The following is a 17,290-nucleotide window of genomic DNA, read 5'->3' as shown; positions in this document are numbered from 1 at the left end:
ATGCTGAAGAACGACCAACTCGATCAATGGGATCGCGAAAACTTTTTCCACCCCTCGACCCATCTGGCGCAACACGCCCGTGGTGAAAGCCCGAACCGGGTGATCAAGACTGCCTCGGGCGTCTTTATCGAGGATCGTGACGGCACCAAGCTGCTGGATGCCTTTGCCGGGCTTTACTGTGTGAACGTCGGCTACGGTCGACAAGAGATCGCCGAGGCGATTGGTGAACAGGCCAAAGAGCTGGCCTATTACCACTCGTATGTCGGTCATGGGACCGAGGCTTCGATCACGCTGTCGAAAATGATCCTGGATCGCGCACCGAAGAACATGTCCAAGGTCTATTTCGGACTTGGCGGCTCGGACGCGAACGAGACCAACGTCAAGCTGATCTGGTACTACAACAACATTCTGGGCCGCCCCGAGAAGAAGAAGATCATCTCGCGCTGGCGCGGCTATCACGGGTCCGGTCTGGTGACTGGCTCGCTGACGGGGTTAGAGCTCTTTCACAAGAAATTCGACCTGCCGGTCGAGCAGGTCATCCACACCGAGGCGCCCTATTACTATCGCCGGGACAATCTGGATCAGACGGAAGAGCAGTTCGTCGCCCATTGCGCGGCCGAGCTGGAGGCGTTGATCGAACGCGAAGGCGCCGACACCATCGCGGCTTTCATCGGCGAGCCGATTCTGGGCACGGGCGGCATCGTGCCCCCGCCCGCCGGCTATTGGGAAGCCATTCAGGCCGTTCTGAAGAAACACGATATCCTGTTGGTGGCTGACGAGGTTGTCACCGGCTTTGGGCGCCTTGGCACCATGTTCGGTTCGGATCACTACGGTATGGAACCCGACATCATCACCATCGCCAAGGGTCTGACCTCGGCCTATGCGCCGCTGTCCGGCTCGATCGTGTCGGACAAGGTCTGGAGCGTGCTGGAACAGGGGACGGACGAAAACGGCCCCATAGGCCATGGCTGGACCTATTCGGCGCACCCGATCGGGGCGGCTGCCGGTGTGGCCAACTTGAAGCTGATCGACGAACTGAACCTCGTGCAAAATGCGGGTGCGGTCGGCACCTACCTGAACGACACCATGCGCGCTGCTCTGGCCGATCACGCCCATGTCGGCGATGTGCGCGGCGAAGGGATGCTCTGCGCGGTTGAGTTTGTGAAGGACCGCGACAGCCGTACCATCTTTGACGCCGCCGACAAGATCGGCCCGCAGATCTCGGCCAAGCTGCTGGAGCAATCCAAGATCATCGCCCGCGCCATGCCGCAAGGTGACATCCTCGGCTTTGCCCCACCTTTCTGCCTGACCCGTGAAGAGGCTGATCAGGTCGTTGCTGGGACGGTCGACGCCGTGAAGGCCGTTCTGGGCTGACGCGTATAGAAATTCTGGACGGGCCGATAATTGTCGGCCTGTCCTGCCTTCGACACACGCGGGGTCTTCGGTGTTGTTCGCTCGCCTCAGTCAGCCAGAAGAAGCCCTCTTTTAGATGCCATTGCTGCGCGGAGTTCCCTCTTGCAGATCCAACGGGCCTGAGGCGCGGGCCATCTGACCCAGATGCAGAAACCAGGGTTGCAATTCTTGCATATCTGGGTCGCTAAAATTCTATAGAAAAACTGAATTAAGGAGCTTGCACGACTCACAAGCTTCGCCTAACTGCGATTCAAGATCATGCGGTTATCAAGAACCGCCCCCCCGTCAAGCTAGATCAATACAAGGAGTGGACCATGCTGACACGTGACGAAATGATCCGCGACGACCGTAATCGTGCAGGCACGCTTCCGGCTGTACTGTTTCTGTATGGCATTCTGGTGGGCACGCTGGTTCTGACGGGAATGGCTGTTATCTGATCCTTGATCCGCCGCTGCGTGCGGAAGATCCAGCCGACACTTTCTGGCACGCTTTCCGGTCACGGCGCATTTATTTGGTGCGCGGGTTTTCGCTGCGCCGTCCATGGAACGTAATGCGCGCTTTATCAAGTTCATTGGAAGCGCGCTACGCACAAAAAACCGCCCGGATTTTTCCGGACGGTTTGGTGAGTTTCAGAGATCTATTGGATCAAACATCGGCGGATTCGCCCACATTATCGACACCACGCTCTTCCAGAAGGGTCGTCAGCCAGTTCGGATCCATTTCCGGCACCGAGCTGAGCAGCAGATCGGTGTAGGGATGGTGCGGCGGCGTGAACATGGCATCCTTTGGGCCCTGCTCCACCACGCGACCCTTTTGCATGACGACCACTTCATCTGCGATGGAACGCACGGTTGCCAGGTCATGGGTGATGAACATATAGGCCAGATCAAGCTCTTTCTGGAGACGATCCAACAGGCGCAGAATGCCTTCGGCTACCAGTTGGTCAAGCGCCGAGGTCACCTCGTCACAGATGATAAAGCTTGGCTCAGCTGCAAGCGCGCGTGCAATTCCGACCCGCTGCTTCTGGCCACCTGAAAGCTCCGGCGGATAGCGGTTGTAGAATTGCGATGGCTCAAGCTCGATCAGATCCAGCAATTCATCCACGCGCGACTTAAGCGCAGCCCCGGAGAGACCGGAGTAGAATTGCGCTGGACGGCCAATGATCTCACTGATCCGGACCTTGGGATTAAGCGCCGTGTCTGCCATCTGGTAAATCATCTGCGCCTGTCGCAGCTGATCCTTGGACCGGCTTCGGAAATTAGGTGGCAGGACCTCGCCGTTAAAAAGCACTTCGCCTTTTGAGGGCGGCAGAAGACCGGTAATTACCCGGGCAGTTGTCGATTTGCCGGATCCGGATTCACCCACCACGGCCACGGTCATCCCCTTGTGGATGTCAAACGAGACATCATCAAGGATCTTCGGACCGCCAGAATAGGCTGCGTCAACGCCGCGTACAGACACAACCGGGGTGGCGTCTCTGGGCCGTTGTTTCTGCGGGCGCTGGAAACTGCGCACCGCCCAAAGAGACTTGGTATAATCCTCTTGCGGGTTGTCCAGCATCTCCTCAGTTGGCGCCTGTTCGACCTCTTCCCCTTTGAGCAGCACCTTGATGGTGTCGGCCATCTGCGCGACCACGGCAAGGTCATGGGTGATGTAAATCGCCGCCGTATTGAACTGATCCACGATATCCCTGATCGCAGCCAAGACTTCGATCTGGGTGGTCACGTCCAGTGCGGTGGTTGGTTCGTCGAAGATGATCAGATCTGGCCGACAGGCCATTGCCATCGCCGTCATGGCGCGTTGCAGCTGGCCACCCGAAACCTGGTGCGGATAGCGGAACCCGATCTCCTCTGGATTGGGTAGACGCAGACGCCGATAGAGCTCGGTTGCATCTTCCTGCGCTTCCAGGCGCTTTTGGATGCGATAATGCAGCGGGGCCTCGGTGTGTTGATCGATGATCTTATGCGCCGGGTTAAAGCTGGCTGCAGCCGACTGCGCCACATAAGCGATCCGGGCCCCGCGCAGGGCGCGCTTTTCACCTTCCGTGGCGGTCGTCAACTCCATCCCGTCAAACTCGATCGAGCCACCAGAGATGCGGGTGCCATCACGGGAAAACCCCATGGCAGCAGCACCAATGGTGGATTTGCCCGCGCCGGATTCCCCGATTAGGCCCATCACTTCGCCGCGGTGAAGTTTGAGATCCACCCCTTTGATAATGGGCATCCATTCTTCGCCGGTGTAGCCATCGATTTTCAGATCTTTGATGTCCAGAAGGACTTGTTTTTTATCTGAGGACATTTCTATCACTCCTTCAAACCCGAGGACCGGAACAGCATCCAGTCGACAACGAAGTTCACGGCGACCGTCAGCAGGGCAATGGCGCCAGCCGGGATCAATGGCGTGATGTCTCCGAACGAAATCAGTGTCGCGTTTTCACGCACCATCGAGCCCCAGTCGGCTGTCGGTGGCTGAATGCCCAGACCCAAGAAACTCAGACCGGCCACAAGCAAGAACACGAAGCAGAACTCGAGACCGAATTCGGCCACAAGTGGTGCCGTAACGTTGGGCAGGATTTCTTTGCGGATCAGATAGCTGTTCTTCTCGCCCCGCAGGTTGGCGGCTTCGATATAGTCCATCACCACAACGTTGCCCGCGACCGCTCGGGTCAATCGGAAGACGCGTGGGGCATAGATGATGGCCACAGCGATGATGATCACGAAAACATGCGGGCCAAAGATTGAAAGCATAAGAAGCGCAAAGATCAACGACGGGATTGCCATGATCACATCGGCAAACCGACCCAGGAACTGGTCGATCCAGCCGCCACGGGTGGCTGCAAGAAGACCCGCGAATGCCCCCATGAAGAAGGCCGATGCCGTGGCCATAAGCGCCAAGCCGACCGTGTTGCGTGCACCAAAGATGATACGGCTGAACATGTCGCGGCCGAGTTGGTCCGCCCCAAGCAGCATGTTTTCATCTGCAGGTGCAAAGGCCGACGAGATCACCTCGGATTCACCATAGGGCGCGATCCACGGCGCAAAGATGCCCGCGATGGCGTAGGTGAAGATGATGAACATGCCAAACGCCGCCGTCATGGGCGCGGTTTTCAGCTCTTTAGCGACATTGGTTGGCGAGATGATCACCAAGAACTCTCGGAAGCAGTAGGATACACCGGCCGCAAAAGCCAAAAGAACGGCCCCAACCGAGATCGTCTGAAGAGCACCCGCTCCGCCGACGATACCAACCACAAAGCTGACAAGGGTAAGCGAAAACAGCGTCAGGAATATGCTACGTTTTTCATAAAACGCTGCCAGACAGGACGCGATGATCAGGGTTGCGAAGTAAGAGATTACAAAAACGTTCATGATGTCTGTCCTTACTTCGGATGCCGCAGACGCGGGTTCGTCAGAATGGCGCCGACATCTGCCGCAAGGTTCAGCAGGATGAAGGTGGCCGCGAAAATCAGACAGATGGCCTGAACCACGGGGAAGTCGCGTTTGGACACGGCATCAACCAGCGCTTGGCCAATACCGGGATACACGAACACCACTTCGACCAGCACCACGCCGGTGATTAGATAGGCGAGGTTCAGTGCCACAACGTTGATGATCGGGGCCCATGCGTTTGGCAGGGCGTGCCGCACGATGACCTTCCACGGGGGGGCGCCTTTCAGGCGTGCCATCTCGATATAAGGCGAGGCCAGCAGGCTGATGATCGCCGCCCGGGTCATGCGCATCATGTGCGCGGTGACCACCAAGACCAGCGTCAGCGCGGGCAGGAACGTCCGGTGCAGCAACTCGCCGAAGGTCATTCCATCCGTCAGGCTTGCAATGGCGGGGAACATGCTGGTCTTCACCGAGAGATACAGGATCAGGATATAGCCAAGAAAGAATTCCGGGCTGGAAATGGAGGTCAATGTCAGCACGTTGGCCACACGGTCAAACAGCGTGTTGCGCAGCAGGGCGACAATGATCCCAAGCGTGATTGCGAATGGGACCGCGATGACCGCAGCGTAAGCCGCCAGAAACATCGTGTTCACAAAACGATCCGAGATCAGGCCAAACACCGGATCGCCCGAGACGATGGAGGTGCCAAAGTTGCCAGTCAATGCGCCACCAAGCCATTGGAAGTAACGAACAACCGGGTGCGTATTCAGCCCCATTTGTTCACGTAGGGCAGCTAGGTTTTCTTCGGTTGCACCTTGCCCAAGGACCGCCTGAGCGGGGTCACCTGGCAACAGCAAAACCATGAAAAAGATGATGGCAGAGATCACGAGGAGTGTGATCAGGCCAAGCCCAAGTCGCTTGGCGATGAGTCTGGAAATGTCCCCCATGGACTTCCTCCTGTTGGTTTTCCGGCGTTTTCGCAGGGCCGGAGATGGCCTTGTCGGCCTTAGGCCGTCTTATTCGATATCTGACGGCTTGAGGGTGTGAAGCCCGGCACATCCGGGCTCCACGTTTCTTGTGCGCTCTATTAGCCGGTGAACCACCAGCGGCTGGCGGCGCGGGCGCCGTCGCATTCCCAGCTGGCTGCCAGGTTGTCCGGTGTGCCCACGTTGGAGCGGCTGGCGTAGACGAAGTTGTTAAAGAACGGGATGACAGTGCCGCCATCGTCGCGTGCCAGCATCGCCATGTCGCGATACATTTCTGCCCGGCGAGTATCGTCCAGCTCGGCTTTTGCTTGCAGCAGAAGCTTGTTGAACTCTTCGTTCTGCCAGCGGCTTTCGTTCCAGGCTGCGTCGTCCTTATATGCCAGCGTGTACATCACGTCCGGCGTCGGGCGCGCGCCCCAAGATACAGCACAGAACGGCTTCTTCAGCCACACGTCGGAATAGTAGCCGTCATTCGGTTCGCGTACGACCTTCATGTTGATGCCAGCCTTTTTGGCTTGCTCTGCATAAAGAACGCACATGTCCACCGCACCGGCGTAAACGCTGTCAGCCACGCTGATGTTGAGCTCCAGACCTTCATGCCCAGCCTTTTTCAGCAGCGACCGAGCCTGATCCGGATCATACTCGCGCTGCGGAATGTCTTCCGGCCAGTAAGGCTGTGCAGGCGAGTGGTGGAAGTCATTGCCTTTGGTGGCTGCACCGAACGCAATCTTCTCGATGATCTCATCCCGGTCGATGGCCAGCTTCAGCGCGTTCCGCACATCCACATTGTCGAACGGCGCAATGTCGGTCAGCATCGGCATGGTGATCGCACCGGCCGAAGGAATGTTGTGAACCTTGACGTTCGGGTTCCGGCTCATCAGCGCCATGGTTTTCAGTTCGATCAACGATACTGCGTCCACGTCGCCGGTCACCAGAGCAGTCTGGCGGGCGTTCGGGTCGTTCAACGTGATGATCTCCACCGCATCAAAATGGGCGCCTTCGCCGTGCCAGCCGTCGTGGCGGCTGAGGCTGAACTGAACGCCGAACTCGCCCGAGTCGATCTTGTACGGGCCAGAGCCGTCGCCGGATTTCCAGTCGATCGAGCCATCGTCATTGGCCGGGCAGATCGCAAGGTGATAGTCGGTCATCAGCCACGGGAAGTCAGCGTTGCCGCCGGACAATTTCACCACAACAGTATAGTCGCCATCCGCGGTGATGTCGGTGACATCCGCTAGAAGCGCTTTCGCTGCCGATGTAGAATCGTCGCCACGGTGGTGGTTCAGCGATGCGATAACATCGGTTGCGGTCAGTTTCTTGCCGCTGTGGAAGCTGGCATTCTGCGTGAGCTTGAAGGTCCATTGCGATGCATCCGCGCTGCCTTCCCAGCTGTCAGCAATGTCGCCGCCCAGAGATCCGTCCCCGTTGATCATGGTCAGATAGGAGCGGTGCGTGTGAGCAAGGAAGATCATCGTGCGGGTCAGATAAGTGCCCGGATCGTGGGTGTCCCCTGTGTTGCCATCGTGAATACCCCAGCGGAAGGTGCCACCTTTCTGTGGCGCTGCATATGCTTTGGTCGTCCAAAGGCCGGTTGCCGCCGACGCGGACATCCCTGCTGCAAGCGAATAGTGCATAAAGCTCCGGCGCGAGATCCCGCCCGTGCGGGCCGCATCGGCCAAACGGTTTATAAGCTGTTGGTCTTTTTTAGTCATGTTAACTCCCTGTTTTACCTAACCTGTCGAGGGACTAGGTTCCCTACCCTACGCCCCGCGAATTCCCAAAGAATTGCCCAAAAACGACATTTTGACCATTCTCTCCAAAATAACTCAAACCAGAAAAATGTATGAAATTCAATGATCAGAACGAATATTTATGGGCGCGCGCGCTGAGGTAGGAAGCCTATTTGCGACACGCACCCTTGTGTCGGTGGGCGATATGTTCAGCGTGCGCAAGTCCCGAACAGCAGGTTATCAGCATACACTTCTCTGGCGTGCTGGGCGTTTGACACATGGTTTCGGATTGGCGCGCTTCACCTGCAACGCTCCTACGATGCTATCAACATAAACGCTCACTATCCGCGAAAGCAGCGGGCGCAGCGCGCCCTCAAAGTGCGCAGGTCAACCGTTGTTTTGAATTTAAAGTGAGGTGCCAAAGGCCTGTAGAAAATGTGCAAAACCCGCTGCACCGTCATGCAGCGATACCCCGGCACGGTGCACCAGAAAGTAGCTTTTGCCTGTTTTATAACGTTCTACACCCAGTGCAATCAGCGCACCGGTGTTCAGTTCGTCGCGCAATAAGGCACAGCTTGCCAGCGCGATGCCCTCGCCGGAAATCGCGCGCCCGATAGAGTGCGAGTAGGTTTCGCATCGCTGCCTTGGCAGCGCAGACAAGGCCGAACCAGGGTTCTGCTTGATCCAGACATCCCAATTGATCCAGTCCGGAGCATTTCTGTCATAATCGAGCAGAAGCATGTCGTGCGGCGCGTTTTGAAAAGCACTCAATCGGTCAGGCGCAATCGCGGGAACAAGTTCTTCATCCATCAACCTGACCCCGGTCCACCCATCCGGGGGCGCGCTGCCATAGGTGATCACAAGGTCGTGTTCCGCCGCCAGCAGGCTGACCGGATCGTCGGACACCACGCTTTCAACGGGGCATGAAGCGTCACTCAGCGCAAAGGCACGGATTCTTGGCAGCAGCCAAAACACGGACACCGCATTGTTAGAGGCGACCCGCACATGCAGTTTTGCCTGCGGCTTAATGCTATTGAGCGATGAATTGATATAGTCCAGTGCCATCGAAACGGGCTCGGCCAGTTTCTCTGCTGCGGGCGTGGGCGTCAGTGTGCGCGCTCCACGTTCAAACAGAGGGGCGCCGAGCCACTCTTCCAGTTGTCGGATGCGCTTGGAAACAGCGGCTTGCGAGACGTAAAGCTCCGAACTGGCCGCGGTAAAGCCGCCGTTGCGCATTACGGCTTCGAAAAACACCAGCGTGTCCAGTGGTGGAAGAGATTTGCGGAGGCTTCTCATTCCTTCTGGTTATGGGGTTGAGCGAGTTTTTCAAGTATTTTCGGCGTGAATGGCAACACATAGAGTGTTCCCGGAGAAAAGGGAAAGCATCATGGCAAACTTCGACTGGCATGCAGAACGCAGTGATTTGGCGGGGATCGCCTTGCTTGATCGTGCGCCCGAAAGCGAAGGCATCGACCTAAAGGCTGTGCGCCTGTATCGCCTTGGGCGGGTGCGCGAACAGATGATGCGCTATGGTGTTGATGCCGTGATCCTGTCGGATCCGATAAACATCCGCTACGCCACCGGCGCGCGCAACATGCAAGTGTTCAGCCAGCGTAATGCGCCCTCTCGCTATCTGCTACTGACAGCGAACAGAAGCATTCTGTTTGAGTTCACCGGCTGTCTGCATCTGGGACAGGGGTTTGAGACCATTGACGAGGTCCGCCCCGCCAAAACCGCCAGTTTCGTGGCTGCGGGCCCCCATATTGCCGAGCGCGAACGTGCTTGGGCCGCAGAAATGGCCGATCTGATCACCGAACTGGTCGGCCCCGGCGCGACCGTTGGGCTGGAACGTTTGAACGCGGGCACTGCGATTGCGATGAAAGACTGTGGCCTGCGCATTGTGGACGCGCAGGAACCGGTCGAGATGGCCCGCGCCATCAAGTCTGATGAAGAGATGAAATGCGTTAATGCCTCTTTGCGCGCCACCGAAACTGGTGTTGGCAAACTGCGCGAGGCGATCCGCCCGGGCATGACCGAGAACGAGCTTTGGTCCGTGCTGCATCAATCCGTGATTGCCCAGAACGCGGATTACTGTGAAACGCGGCTGTTGAATGCCGGGGCGCGTACGAACCCTTGGTTTCAGGAAACCTCGTCCAATGTGATCGGTGAAAACGAATTGATCGCGCTGGACACAGATGTGGTGGGCTGCCACGGGTATTATTCGGACTTTTCGCGCACCTTTCACTCGGGTCCGGACAAACCCAGCGCCGCACAGCGAGAACTCTACCAAGTGGCCTATGAACAGGTGCATCACAATATGGGCATCCTGAAACCGGGCATGAGCTTTCGCGACTATGCTGACCGCGCGTGGGATATCCCTGACGCGTACTATGAGAACCGTTATTATCTGTCTGCGCATGGCTGCGGAATGACCGGGGAGTACCCTTATCTTTACCACCGCGGGGACTTCCCTGACGCGGGGTATGATGGGGAGATCCTGCCGGGCATGACACTTTGTGTCGAAAGCTACATCGGGAAGGCAACGGGGGGTGAAGGCGTCAAACTGGAACAACAGGTACTGGTCACTGAAACCGGGATCAAGTTGTTATCCCGCTTTCCGTTTGAAGACGAGTTGCTTGGTTAATCTCCACGATTGGGCGTCCGTCTAGGCTGCGGAACCGGACCGCTGCGGGTATCGGCACCACTGCCGCCGACAGTAAATCGCTTTTCGGGGTCAGGATTGAAGGCTTCGGAGGAGACGTATAGTGGTCTCTGAATCCTGAGCCATGAGCCCCAGTAGCTTGAAGGCCGGCCCACCCGGCTGTCGATGACCGTTCTCCCAGAGCTGGTAGCCATTCACACTCATACCGATCAGGTCGGCCATCTCTTCCGCTGAGAGGTTCGCGCCTTCTCGAACTGTGCGCGGGTCCGGTGTGGTTTTCTCTTCCGGTGTCTTGACGTCCATGGTTTTCTCCTTGCCTTGGTTGTGGCTGTGAGCACAGGTTAGCACAAACAGCGTTTCTGCTTCTCTTGGCGCAATCAAACCAACTCTGCGGCGCAGGTCTTAGCCTTTCACCACTGCCCTCCGCGGTTTCGGTGCAAACCCAGTCATGCCACCTGCTGGAGATGTGCTTCGCCTGACGCCCCGATCAGAGCCGCGTGCAAAGCCACCACAGCTGCATCGGCCGCTTCGCGCGGGACGACAAATTGAATGTCCACATTGCGCGGCGTCTGGTGGGCGGCAATCAACTCGATCTCTGCCATTTCAAGAGAAATCAGACCTCGACTGAAGGCTTTTAGACCACTCAGGTCGCGCCCAATCGCCGAGACAATCGACACATTGCGCGCGCTGATGTTGGCAGAGGGATACGCGCCTTCCAGATCAAACACCACGCGCCGCACGATTTTCAGCGGAGCCTCGACATAGTGGGTGATCGAATTGGCGTTCGACGTCTTCGAGGCAATACGCACATTGTGGCGCTTGAGCGCATCCAGAGCGGCAGCGTCGTAGCCTTTTACGCCCACCATGTCCTGCTCGAACAGTTCCAGCGCAACAACGTTCAGCCCAGTGATGATTTCCACGGCTGGGCTGTCCGCTGGCTGCTCGTCAATGAGCGTCCCTGGGTCAGAGGGGTCAAATGCATTGGTGACCCGCAACGCAACCTTCGATTGGCGCAGGATTTTGGCAGCGTTGGGGTGAATGGCCTCCATCCCCATGTTCGAGAGCTGGTCGGCGACATCATAGTTGGTATGCCCCAGCTTGCGTACGGCATCCGCCCCGACAAGCGTCGGGTCGGCCGAGGAGAGGTGGAATTCTTTGTGAATGATCGCCTCTTTTGCCCCGGTGAAGGCGGCGATGTTCGAGAAGGTTACCTCGGAATAGCCGCGGTCGTATTCGCGCATCAGCCCTTCACGGCATTGCGCATAGCCTGTCACGATGGGCAGTTCGCTTGCCAAGTCTACGTCCTGAAAAGCGCCTGCGATACGTTCTTGCAAATTGCATTCGGTTTCATCGCGCCACCCGCTGAGATCAACGAAACGGGCATTGACCCCGGCACGCTGCAACATGAGCGTCGTGACATAGGCGGAATGCGCCTCGCCCAGACCGGACAGTAACTCGCGCACGATCATCATCTGGCTCGACAGGCGGAAATGCCCGTATGAGCACAAACGGCGCAGGTCATAAAGACAATTGCGTGCGCCCTCGATACGATCACGGACGAAATCTTCGGCCAAGGCGCGGTCGGCGGCATTTTCCAGAACCTTGCTGTGACATGCGCCCATCGCCTCGGCCACGCGGGTCAGTGCATCCAGCCAGCTGTGGTCGTTATCGTCATTGGCGAACAGGGCGTAAACGCCGGGCGCGCCCGTTTTCTTGTGCTCCAGAAGCAGGTTGGTGATCCCGCCAAACGCCGAGACCACGAAGATGCGATGGAACAGAGCATCCGCAGCGCGGTCGCCGATAATCAACGTGTCGCGCAGCTCGTGGATGCGCGACATTGAGGTGCCGCCGATTTTTTCGACGGTATGTGCAGGAAAGGTCAAAATATGTCATCCAGCGTGTGCCGGAGCCTCTTAGGCTGTTTCCAGGTCGTCTGCGATGGCGTACGAGCCATCTTCGCGGTGCACCTCGGTACCGGTGACCGGCGGATTGAAGCAGCAAGCCATGACCAGCTCTTCCTCGGCGCGCAGAATGTGGCGGTCATGCTTGTCCAGCGCGTACATCACGCCGGGCTTGATATAATGGGTTTCCCCAGTGGCCAGGTCAGTGATCGAGCCGGTGCCCTGCATGCAGTAGACGCTTTCGAAATGGTTCTTATACTCAAACGTGTGCTCGGAACCCGGCTCAAGAAAGGTGATGTGGAAGGAAAAGCCCATCCCGTCATCCGCCAGCAGCATGCGAACGCTGCTCCATTGCGCATCCGATACGACCCGGTCGCGTTCTTTTGTGATGATCTCGTTGAAATCGCGTACAATCATGTCTTACTCCGCTGCAAATTTGCTTGAATCGGTGGCAATGCGCATGGCGTTTCGCAGGATCCTCAGACCCTTCAGGAAAGTGTCCTGATCCGTGGTCAGCGGGGCCAGAATTTTGATCACCTGATCCTCGTTTCCTGAGGTTTCAATGATCAGCCCGTCCCGGAAGGCGCGCGCACAGATGTCGGCGGCCAGATCGCCCGATCCCACATCCAACCCCTGCATCATACCGCGCCCTTTCAGCTTCGCGCCGGGCAGCATTTCCGCCATCTCCTCCAGAGCCGACGTCAGCAGCATCGCCTTGGCGGCAACCTCTTTCTGAAACCGATCATCGGCCCAGAACTTGGTGATTGCGGTGTGGGCGGTGACAAAGGCATGGGTGTTGCCCCGGAAGGTGCCATTGTGCTCGGCAGGGCCAAAGACGTCATGTTCCGGACGCACCAACAACAGCGCCATGGGCAGGCCAAAGCCTGACACGGATTTCGCCAGCGTGACGATATCGGGGGTGACGCCCATATCCTCGAACGAGAAGAAGCCGCCGGTCCGGCCGCAGCCGGCCTGAATGTCATCAACGATCAGCAGCGCGCCATGTTCCTTGGCCAGCGCGGCGATGCGGCGGATCCACTCGGGGCGCGCAGCGTTCAGTCCGCCTTCACCCTGCACCGTTTCCAGTAGGATTGCCGCAGGCGCGTCAAGCCCGGACGAGCGGTCTTTCAGCATGGCTTCAAGGAAATCAGCAGTGTCCGTGTTGCCGGGGAAATAGCCGTCATAAGGCATGCGCGTCACGCCGTTCAGCGTGGTGCCCGCACCGCCCCGGTGATAGCTGTTGCCGGTCGCCGACAGTGCCCCCAAGGTGACACCGTGAAACCCGTTGGTGAAGGCGATTACATTTGTGCGCCCCGTGACTTTGCGTGCCAGTTTCAGGGCCGCTTCCACTGCATTGGCACCGGTGGGGCCGGTGAACATCACCTTATGATCCATCTTGCGCGGCTGAAGGATGAGTTGATCAAACGCGTCCAGAAATGCGGCCTTGGCATCCGTGTGTAGATCCAGTCCATGGGCCAGACCATCCGACTGCAGATGATCAATCAACGCCTCTTTCATGTCCGGATCGTTGTGTCCGTAGTTCAGCGAAGAACACCCGGCTAGGAAGTCGATGTAGCGCGTACCGTCGCGGGTGATCATCTCGGATCCTTTTGCCGAAGTGAATACAGCGTCAAATCCCCGGCAATAGCTGCGCGCGTCGGATTCGCGGCGTTTGAAAATGGCGATTTCAGGCGGGTTCGTAGACATACGACCTCTCTCGGGTTTTGGCGGATGAATTAAGAATAAGCTGCTGAGCACTGAGGGGCGCATGGCTCAGGCGGCCAGCTGCGCCCGGCTGGTCAGCGGGATCGTGACCATGTATTCGGTCTTGTGGCGTTCCCGGAAATGCAGCGCTTGCGTGTAATAGGGCGCGATATCCAGTTCGCTGCCCTGAAGGCTGGCGAACTTGCGGAACAGAGCCCAGGAGGCCTCGTTATCGGCGGTAATGGTGGTCTGCACCCGGGTCACGTCTTTGCATTGCGGGCGGTTCAGGATGCTTTTCAGCATCAGGCCGCTCAATCCCTGCCCACGCGCGATTTCCGAGACCGCGACCTGCCAGACGAACAAGGTATTAGGTTCGTTCGGCATGACATAGGCGGACACCCAACCCGCAGCCTCGCCCGATAGTTCGGCCAGAACACATGTGTCGGCAAAGTGATCGCATTGTAGCAGGTTGCAATACATGGAGTTCTCGTCGAGCGGGCGACAAGCCCGGACCAGCTTCCAGATATCGGCGCCATCTTTGGCGGTGGGCTTGCGCAAGGACGGTAGGTCAACGCGCATGGGGTGAGCGGGGTGTTGCATTATGGGCTCCTTTCGCTTCGATGGTCGAACTATCACGGAGTTGTATAAAGTTCAACAGCCAAAGCATTAACGTAACCCCACATGCCGATTTGTCGCGATATTACAACGCATACCACCGTTATCAGCCGCAATTCCTGCAATATTCGCTTCGCTTCTCGAATTAATTTTGAATTTGCGCGAAGGCACCGGAGTGGGTATGTTTTGACGATCAAACCAATGGAGGCGAATTGGACCGGATCGACAGCAGCTTGATTGCCCTAAGACGAATAGTACGCGCGACAGAACTGTTCGGGCGCGAGATTCGCCAGTCTACGGGCGTCACCCCCACCCAGTTTCGCGTTCTGCAAATTGTCGCGGAACAGGGATACGCCACCGCCAAAGCCATCTCGCTGCGCATGCGCGTTTCGCAGGGAACAGTCACGTCCTTGGTTGACAAGCTTGTGCGTGATGGGCTGGCCGTGCGAGAGAAGTCCACCCTGGACCGCCGCCAGACAAACATCCTGCTTACCGAAGAGGGCCGCACCGTCCTGCAAGAGGCTCCGGACCCACTTCAGCAACGCTTCGTGCGCAAATTCGCCGCGATGGAGGATTGGGAACAGGCCATGCTGGTGGCCAGCCTTGAACGCGTGGCCACCATGTTGGACGCGGAAGATATGGATGCGTCGCCAGTGCTTGACACCGGTGAAATTAGGCCTGCCAGTTAGGCGCTCGGAGATGTGCTTTTCGGCCAAAGCCTTTTGGGGTTTCGGGCCGTAGATAGATGCAAGTCTACGCAAGGCACCCTGGGCTTGGGCCGCGAGCTTTTGACAACTCGCATCAAAAGTCCGCGTCGCCCCACTTCTCGATTATCAATCCCACTTGCGGCGAAAAGGGCGGCTTGGATTCTGCAGGATTATACCGGACCGCATGTCCGCAAACGGGCAATCCGCTGTATTGCCGCAAATCTACCGCTGCGGGCGCGAGGATTTTCTGCATCAGCACATGCCGCGCCTGCAAAAGGCAGCTTTGTCCCACAACACGGTCGTCCATCCCGGGCGCCTGAATGACTGGTTTTCCCGCATGTGCATCCATCGAGTGCATTGCAGACTTGTCGCTGAATGCTGCAGACCGCGTTTAGGACTGCCGCTACAGACCTCCTAAACACGGCAACACTTGCAGTAAGATTAAAGCGAGCGGCCCGCGCTACGGTGATTATTGCGGGTATCAAGCTCTCGTTCAGCCGCTTCTCGGCGTCTTTCGCTAGTTTCCAGCTGTTTTTAAGCCCGCCTGAAGCGTCTCGTAATTCTGCTCCTCGCGCAGCAAGTCGGCCAATGTGGTGTTGGACGTGAGATGTGATTTCATCAATAGCGCCAGGCAATGTGCCAAGCCATTCACCTTGCTTTCGATCCTGCTGGTCGAGCGCGTCTCCAAGGTGTGCAATTCCTTGGCGGAGCTCTCGCAGGCTGTCACCAACCGTTCGACGGATGCGAGAAATTTGCGTTCGGGATCAAAGCTATGGCGGCTCATGATAGAGCCCCGAAATACGCGCAAACGTGCGAATTTTGTACAGGTTTTGTACGAGATTTCGGCCTGAAAGCTCACGGGCCTTTCTGCAAGCTTCCGCACAACGCCCTGTAAATACGCCATATTTTTCAGGCAGTTTTGGCGACCCCGGCAGGATTCGAACCTGCAACCTGCCCCTTAGGAGGGGGCTGCTCTATCCAGTTGAGCCACGGGGCCGCGTTGGTGCCTGCCAGTCGTCTAATCCGCGAGGCGCGGGATGTCTAGCGTCGCTTCAGCGTCTCGCCGGGCTCGATCTTGGGGGCAAGTTCCACCCGTTCGCCACCGGCAACCCCCCCGTCCTGTGTCCGCTCGGCGATGATTTTTGCAGCGGCGCGCCCGATTTCAAGCCTGCAGGCATCCATCGTGGCCAGTCGGCGCGGCAGACCCTCCAGCAACTCCACCCCGTTAAAGCCCGCAAGCCCCAGTTTGCCCGGCACGTCGATGCCTTTGTCGAGGCAGTAAAGCAGCCCGCCGGCGCCGATCATGTCATTGGAATAATACAGAAAATCCAGTTCAGGGGAGCGGGTCAGAATGGTTTCGGTCATCTCGCGCCCCTTGGCCAGAGCGGATCCGCCCTCATAAAACTCCTGATCCATGATCTCGATGCCCTCTTTCGCCAGCGCCTCAGTGAAGCCTTCAAACCTTTTGCGGGCGCGGTGATCCAGCGGCATTTTCGTGCCGAGAAAGCCGATATTGCGATAGCCTGCCTTGAGGATCGCCTTGGCCATCATCCGGCCAGCGCGGCGATGTGAAATGCCGACACAGGCGTCGATGGCGGGCCCGTCCGTATCCATGATTTCCACCACTGGGATTCCTGCCGCGCGCAGCATCGCCTTGGCGTTTTCGCTGTGTTCCAACCCTGCGATGATCACGCCGGAGGGGCGCCAGGACAACATCTCGTAAAGCACTTTTTCTTCGCGCTCCGGGTCATATTTGGTCACGCCGAACACCGGCTGCAAAGGGGTTTCATCCAGCACCTGATTGATGCCCGTCAGCACTTCGGGAAACACCATGTTCGACAGCGACGGGATGATCACCGCAACCAGATTTACCCGCTGTGAGGCCAGCGCGCCGGCAATTTTGTTGGGCACGTAGCCCAGTTCCTTTGCCGCGGCGAGGACCTTTTCCCGTGTGGCCTGACTGACATCCCCGCGATTGCGCAACACCCGGCTGACCGTCATCTCACTGACGCCGGAGGCTTCGGAGACATCGCGCAGGGTCAGGGGACGGCGGTTTGCAGAAGGGGCGGGGGAGGTCTTCGGATCAGTCAAAGCAGGCACCTTTCTCAAATTCGGTGCCTATAGTGTTAGCGTCTGATATCTGATCCGCAAAGCCAAATTTTATTGAATGTTAGTTCTAACAAAACCTT

At 57.7% G+C, this 17,290-nt stretch carries 17 protein-coding genes and 1 tRNA gene; 4 read left to right on the top strand and 14 right to left on the bottom strand.

All coding sequences use genetic code 11. The features are described from left to right. Together K3J57_RS13505 and K3J57_RS13500 are read left to right on the top strand one after the other, a co-directional pair. Entirely contained in the window at nucleotides 1–1,374 is a 1,374-nt protein-coding gene (locus K3J57_RS13505; RefSeq protein WP_259796307.1) for an aspartate aminotransferase family protein, read from the top strand. A 353-nt stretch (nucleotides 1,375–1,727) separates the two neighbouring features. Continuing rightward, the gene (locus tag K3J57_RS13500; protein ID WP_256415727.1) at nucleotides 1,728–1,850 is read left to right on the top strand and encodes a hypothetical protein; all 123 of its coding nucleotides are present in this window, start codon (nucleotides 1,728–1,730) and stop codon (nucleotides 1,848–1,850) included. 208 nt (nucleotides 1,851–2,058) lie between these two features. On the opposite strand, the gene K3J57_RS13495 is transcribed toward K3J57_RS13500, so the two are convergent. The 5 genes from K3J57_RS13495 to K3J57_RS13475 form a co-directional block, all read right to left on the bottom strand. Continuing rightward, nucleotides 2,059–3,711: an ABC transporter ATP-binding protein gene (locus tag K3J57_RS13495; protein ID WP_259785225.1), complete on the bottom strand. Its 1,653-nt coding sequence runs from the start codon at nucleotides 3,709–3,711 to the stop codon at nucleotides 2,059–2,061. Nucleotides 3,712–3,716: 5 nt separating this feature from the next. Then, nucleotides 3,717–4,778: an ABC transporter permease gene (locus K3J57_RS13490; protein WP_259785222.1), complete on the bottom strand. Its 1,062-nt coding sequence runs from the start codon at nucleotides 4,776–4,778 to the stop codon at nucleotides 3,717–3,719. 11 nt (nucleotides 4,779–4,789) lie between these two features. Further along, nucleotides 4,790–5,746, bottom strand: a complete 957-nt coding sequence (locus tag K3J57_RS13485; protein WP_173487506.1) for an ABC transporter permease — start codon at nucleotides 5,744–5,746, stop codon at nucleotides 4,790–4,792. Between the two features lie 140 nt (nucleotides 5,747–5,886). Then, nucleotides 5,887–7,494, bottom strand: a complete 1,608-nt coding sequence (locus tag K3J57_RS13480) for an ABC transporter substrate-binding protein (protein WP_259785221.1) — start codon at nucleotides 7,492–7,494, stop codon at nucleotides 5,887–5,889. A 423-nt stretch (nucleotides 7,495–7,917) separates the two neighbouring features. Then, on the bottom strand, nucleotides 7,918–8,766 hold the full coding sequence (locus K3J57_RS13475) for a LysR family transcriptional regulator (protein ID WP_259796306.1): 849 nt from the start codon (nucleotides 8,764–8,766) through the stop codon (nucleotides 7,918–7,920). Between the two features lie 133 nt (nucleotides 8,767–8,899). Here K3J57_RS13475 and K3J57_RS13470 point away from each other — a divergent pair, with 133 nt between their 5' ends. Next, a complete protein-coding gene (locus K3J57_RS13470; protein WP_259796305.1) occupies nucleotides 8,900–10,156 on the top strand; it encodes a M24 family metallopeptidase in 1,257 nt (418 codons plus the stop codon). Between the two features lie 90 nt (nucleotides 10,157–10,246). On the opposite strand, the gene K3J57_RS13465 is transcribed toward K3J57_RS13470, so the two are convergent. The 5 genes from K3J57_RS13465 to ectA form a co-directional block, all read right to left on the bottom strand. Next, nucleotides 10,247–10,477, bottom strand: a complete 231-nt coding sequence (locus K3J57_RS13465) for a helix-turn-helix domain-containing protein (RefSeq protein ID WP_259792390.1) — start codon at nucleotides 10,475–10,477, stop codon at nucleotides 10,247–10,249. Between the two features lie 143 nt (nucleotides 10,478–10,620). Further along, a complete protein-coding gene (locus K3J57_RS13460; protein WP_259796304.1) occupies nucleotides 10,621–12,057 on the bottom strand; it encodes an aspartate kinase in 1,437 nt (478 codons plus the stop codon). 30 nt (nucleotides 12,058–12,087) lie between these two features. Further along, nucleotides 12,088–12,492, bottom strand: coding sequence for an ectoine synthase (locus tag K3J57_RS13455; protein WP_259785214.1), 405 nt, complete (start codon nucleotides 12,490–12,492; stop codon nucleotides 12,088–12,090). A gap of 3 nt (nucleotides 12,493–12,495) precedes the next feature. Further along, complete coding sequence (gene ectB / locus K3J57_RS13450; protein WP_259796303.1) at nucleotides 12,496–13,782, bottom strand: diaminobutyrate--2-oxoglutarate transaminase; 1,287 nt, start codon at nucleotides 13,780–13,782, stop codon at nucleotides 12,496–12,498. Between the two features lie 66 nt (nucleotides 13,783–13,848). Then, nucleotides 13,849–14,379, bottom strand: a complete 531-nt coding sequence (ectA, locus tag K3J57_RS13445; RefSeq protein ID WP_259785210.1) for a diaminobutyrate acetyltransferase — start codon at nucleotides 14,377–14,379, stop codon at nucleotides 13,849–13,851. A 227-nt stretch (nucleotides 14,380–14,606) separates the two neighbouring features. Between ectA and K3J57_RS13440 the strand changes: the two genes are divergently transcribed. After that, complete coding sequence (locus tag K3J57_RS13440) at nucleotides 14,607–15,083, top strand: MarR family winged helix-turn-helix transcriptional regulator (RefSeq protein ID WP_259792382.1); 477 nt, start codon at nucleotides 14,607–14,609, stop codon at nucleotides 15,081–15,083. Nucleotides 15,084–15,195: 112 nt separating this feature from the next. Here K3J57_RS13440 and K3J57_RS13435 read toward each other — a convergent pair whose 3' ends face one another. The 4 genes from K3J57_RS13435 to K3J57_RS13420 form a co-directional block, all read right to left on the bottom strand. Continuing rightward, nucleotides 15,196–15,408, bottom strand: coding sequence for a hypothetical protein (locus K3J57_RS13435; protein ID WP_259792380.1), 213 nt, complete (start codon nucleotides 15,406–15,408; stop codon nucleotides 15,196–15,198). A gap of 210 nt (nucleotides 15,409–15,618) precedes the next feature. Continuing rightward, nucleotides 15,619–15,885, bottom strand: a complete 267-nt coding sequence (locus K3J57_RS13430) for a hypothetical protein (RefSeq protein WP_259796302.1) — start codon at nucleotides 15,883–15,885, stop codon at nucleotides 15,619–15,621. A gap of 136 nt (nucleotides 15,886–16,021) precedes the next feature. Further along, a tRNA-Arg gene (locus tag K3J57_RS13425) sits at nucleotides 16,022–16,098 on the bottom strand. A 44-nt stretch (nucleotides 16,099–16,142) separates the two neighbouring features. After that, complete coding sequence (locus tag K3J57_RS13420) at nucleotides 16,143–17,192, bottom strand: LacI family DNA-binding transcriptional regulator (protein ID WP_259796301.1); 1,050 nt, start codon at nucleotides 17,190–17,192, stop codon at nucleotides 16,143–16,145. Nucleotides 17,193–17,290 lie beyond the last annotated feature (98 nt).

It is taken from the genome of Aliiroseovarius crassostreae, assembly GCF_025137635.1.
GTDB lineage: Bacteria > Pseudomonadota > Alphaproteobacteria > Rhodobacterales > Rhodobacteraceae > Aliiroseovarius > Aliiroseovarius crassostreae.
Note: the sequence above shows the minus strand (reverse complement) of the source record. Positions and strands in the feature narration are given on the sequence as shown.

What these genes read in the sequence shown, in the direction of transcription:
- K3J57_RS13505 (WP_259796307.1), top strand. Translation starts at nt 1, where the DNA reads ATGCTGAAGAACGACCAACTCGATCAATGGGATCGCGAAAACTTTTTC.
- K3J57_RS13500 (WP_256415727.1), top strand. Translation starts at nt 1,728, where the DNA reads ATGCTGACACGTGACGAAATGATCCGCGACGACCGTAATCGTGCAGGC.
- K3J57_RS13495 (WP_259785225.1), bottom strand. Translation starts at nt 3,711, where the DNA reads ATGTCCTCAGATAAAAAACAAGTCCTTCTGGACATCAAAGATCTGAAA.
- K3J57_RS13490 (WP_259785222.1), bottom strand. Translation starts at nt 4,778, where the DNA reads ATGAACGTTTTTGTAATCTCTTACTTCGCAACCCTGATCATCGCGTCC.
- K3J57_RS13485 (WP_173487506.1), bottom strand. Translation starts at nt 5,746, where the DNA reads ATGGGGGACATTTCCAGACTCATCGCCAAGCGACTTGGGCTTGGCCTG.
- K3J57_RS13480 (WP_259785221.1), bottom strand. Translation starts at nt 7,494, where the DNA reads ATGACTAAAAAAGACCAACAGCTTATAAACCGTTTGGCCGATGCGGCC.
- K3J57_RS13470 (WP_259796305.1), top strand. Translation starts at nt 8,900, where the DNA reads ATGGCAAACTTCGACTGGCATGCAGAACGCAGTGATTTGGCGGGGATC.
- K3J57_RS13465 (WP_259792390.1), bottom strand. Translation starts at nt 10,477, where the DNA reads ATGGACGTCAAGACACCGGAAGAGAAAACCACACCGGACCCGCGCACA.
- K3J57_RS13455 (WP_259785214.1), bottom strand. Translation starts at nt 12,492, where the DNA reads ATGATTGTACGCGATTTCAACGAGATCATCACAAAAGAACGCGACCGG.
- ectB (WP_259796303.1), bottom strand. Translation starts at nt 13,782, where the DNA reads ATGTCTACGAACCCGCCTGAAATCGCCATTTTCAAACGCCGCGAATCC.
- ectA (WP_259785210.1), bottom strand. Translation starts at nt 14,379, where the DNA reads ATGCAACACCCCGCTCACCCCATGCGCGTTGACCTACCGTCCTTGCGC.
- K3J57_RS13435 (WP_259792380.1), bottom strand. Translation starts at nt 15,408, where the DNA reads ATGGACGACCGTGTTGTGGGACAAAGCTGCCTTTTGCAGGCGCGGCAT.
- K3J57_RS13430 (WP_259796302.1), bottom strand. Translation starts at nt 15,885, where the DNA reads ATGAGCCGCCATAGCTTTGATCCCGAACGCAAATTTCTCGCATCCGTC.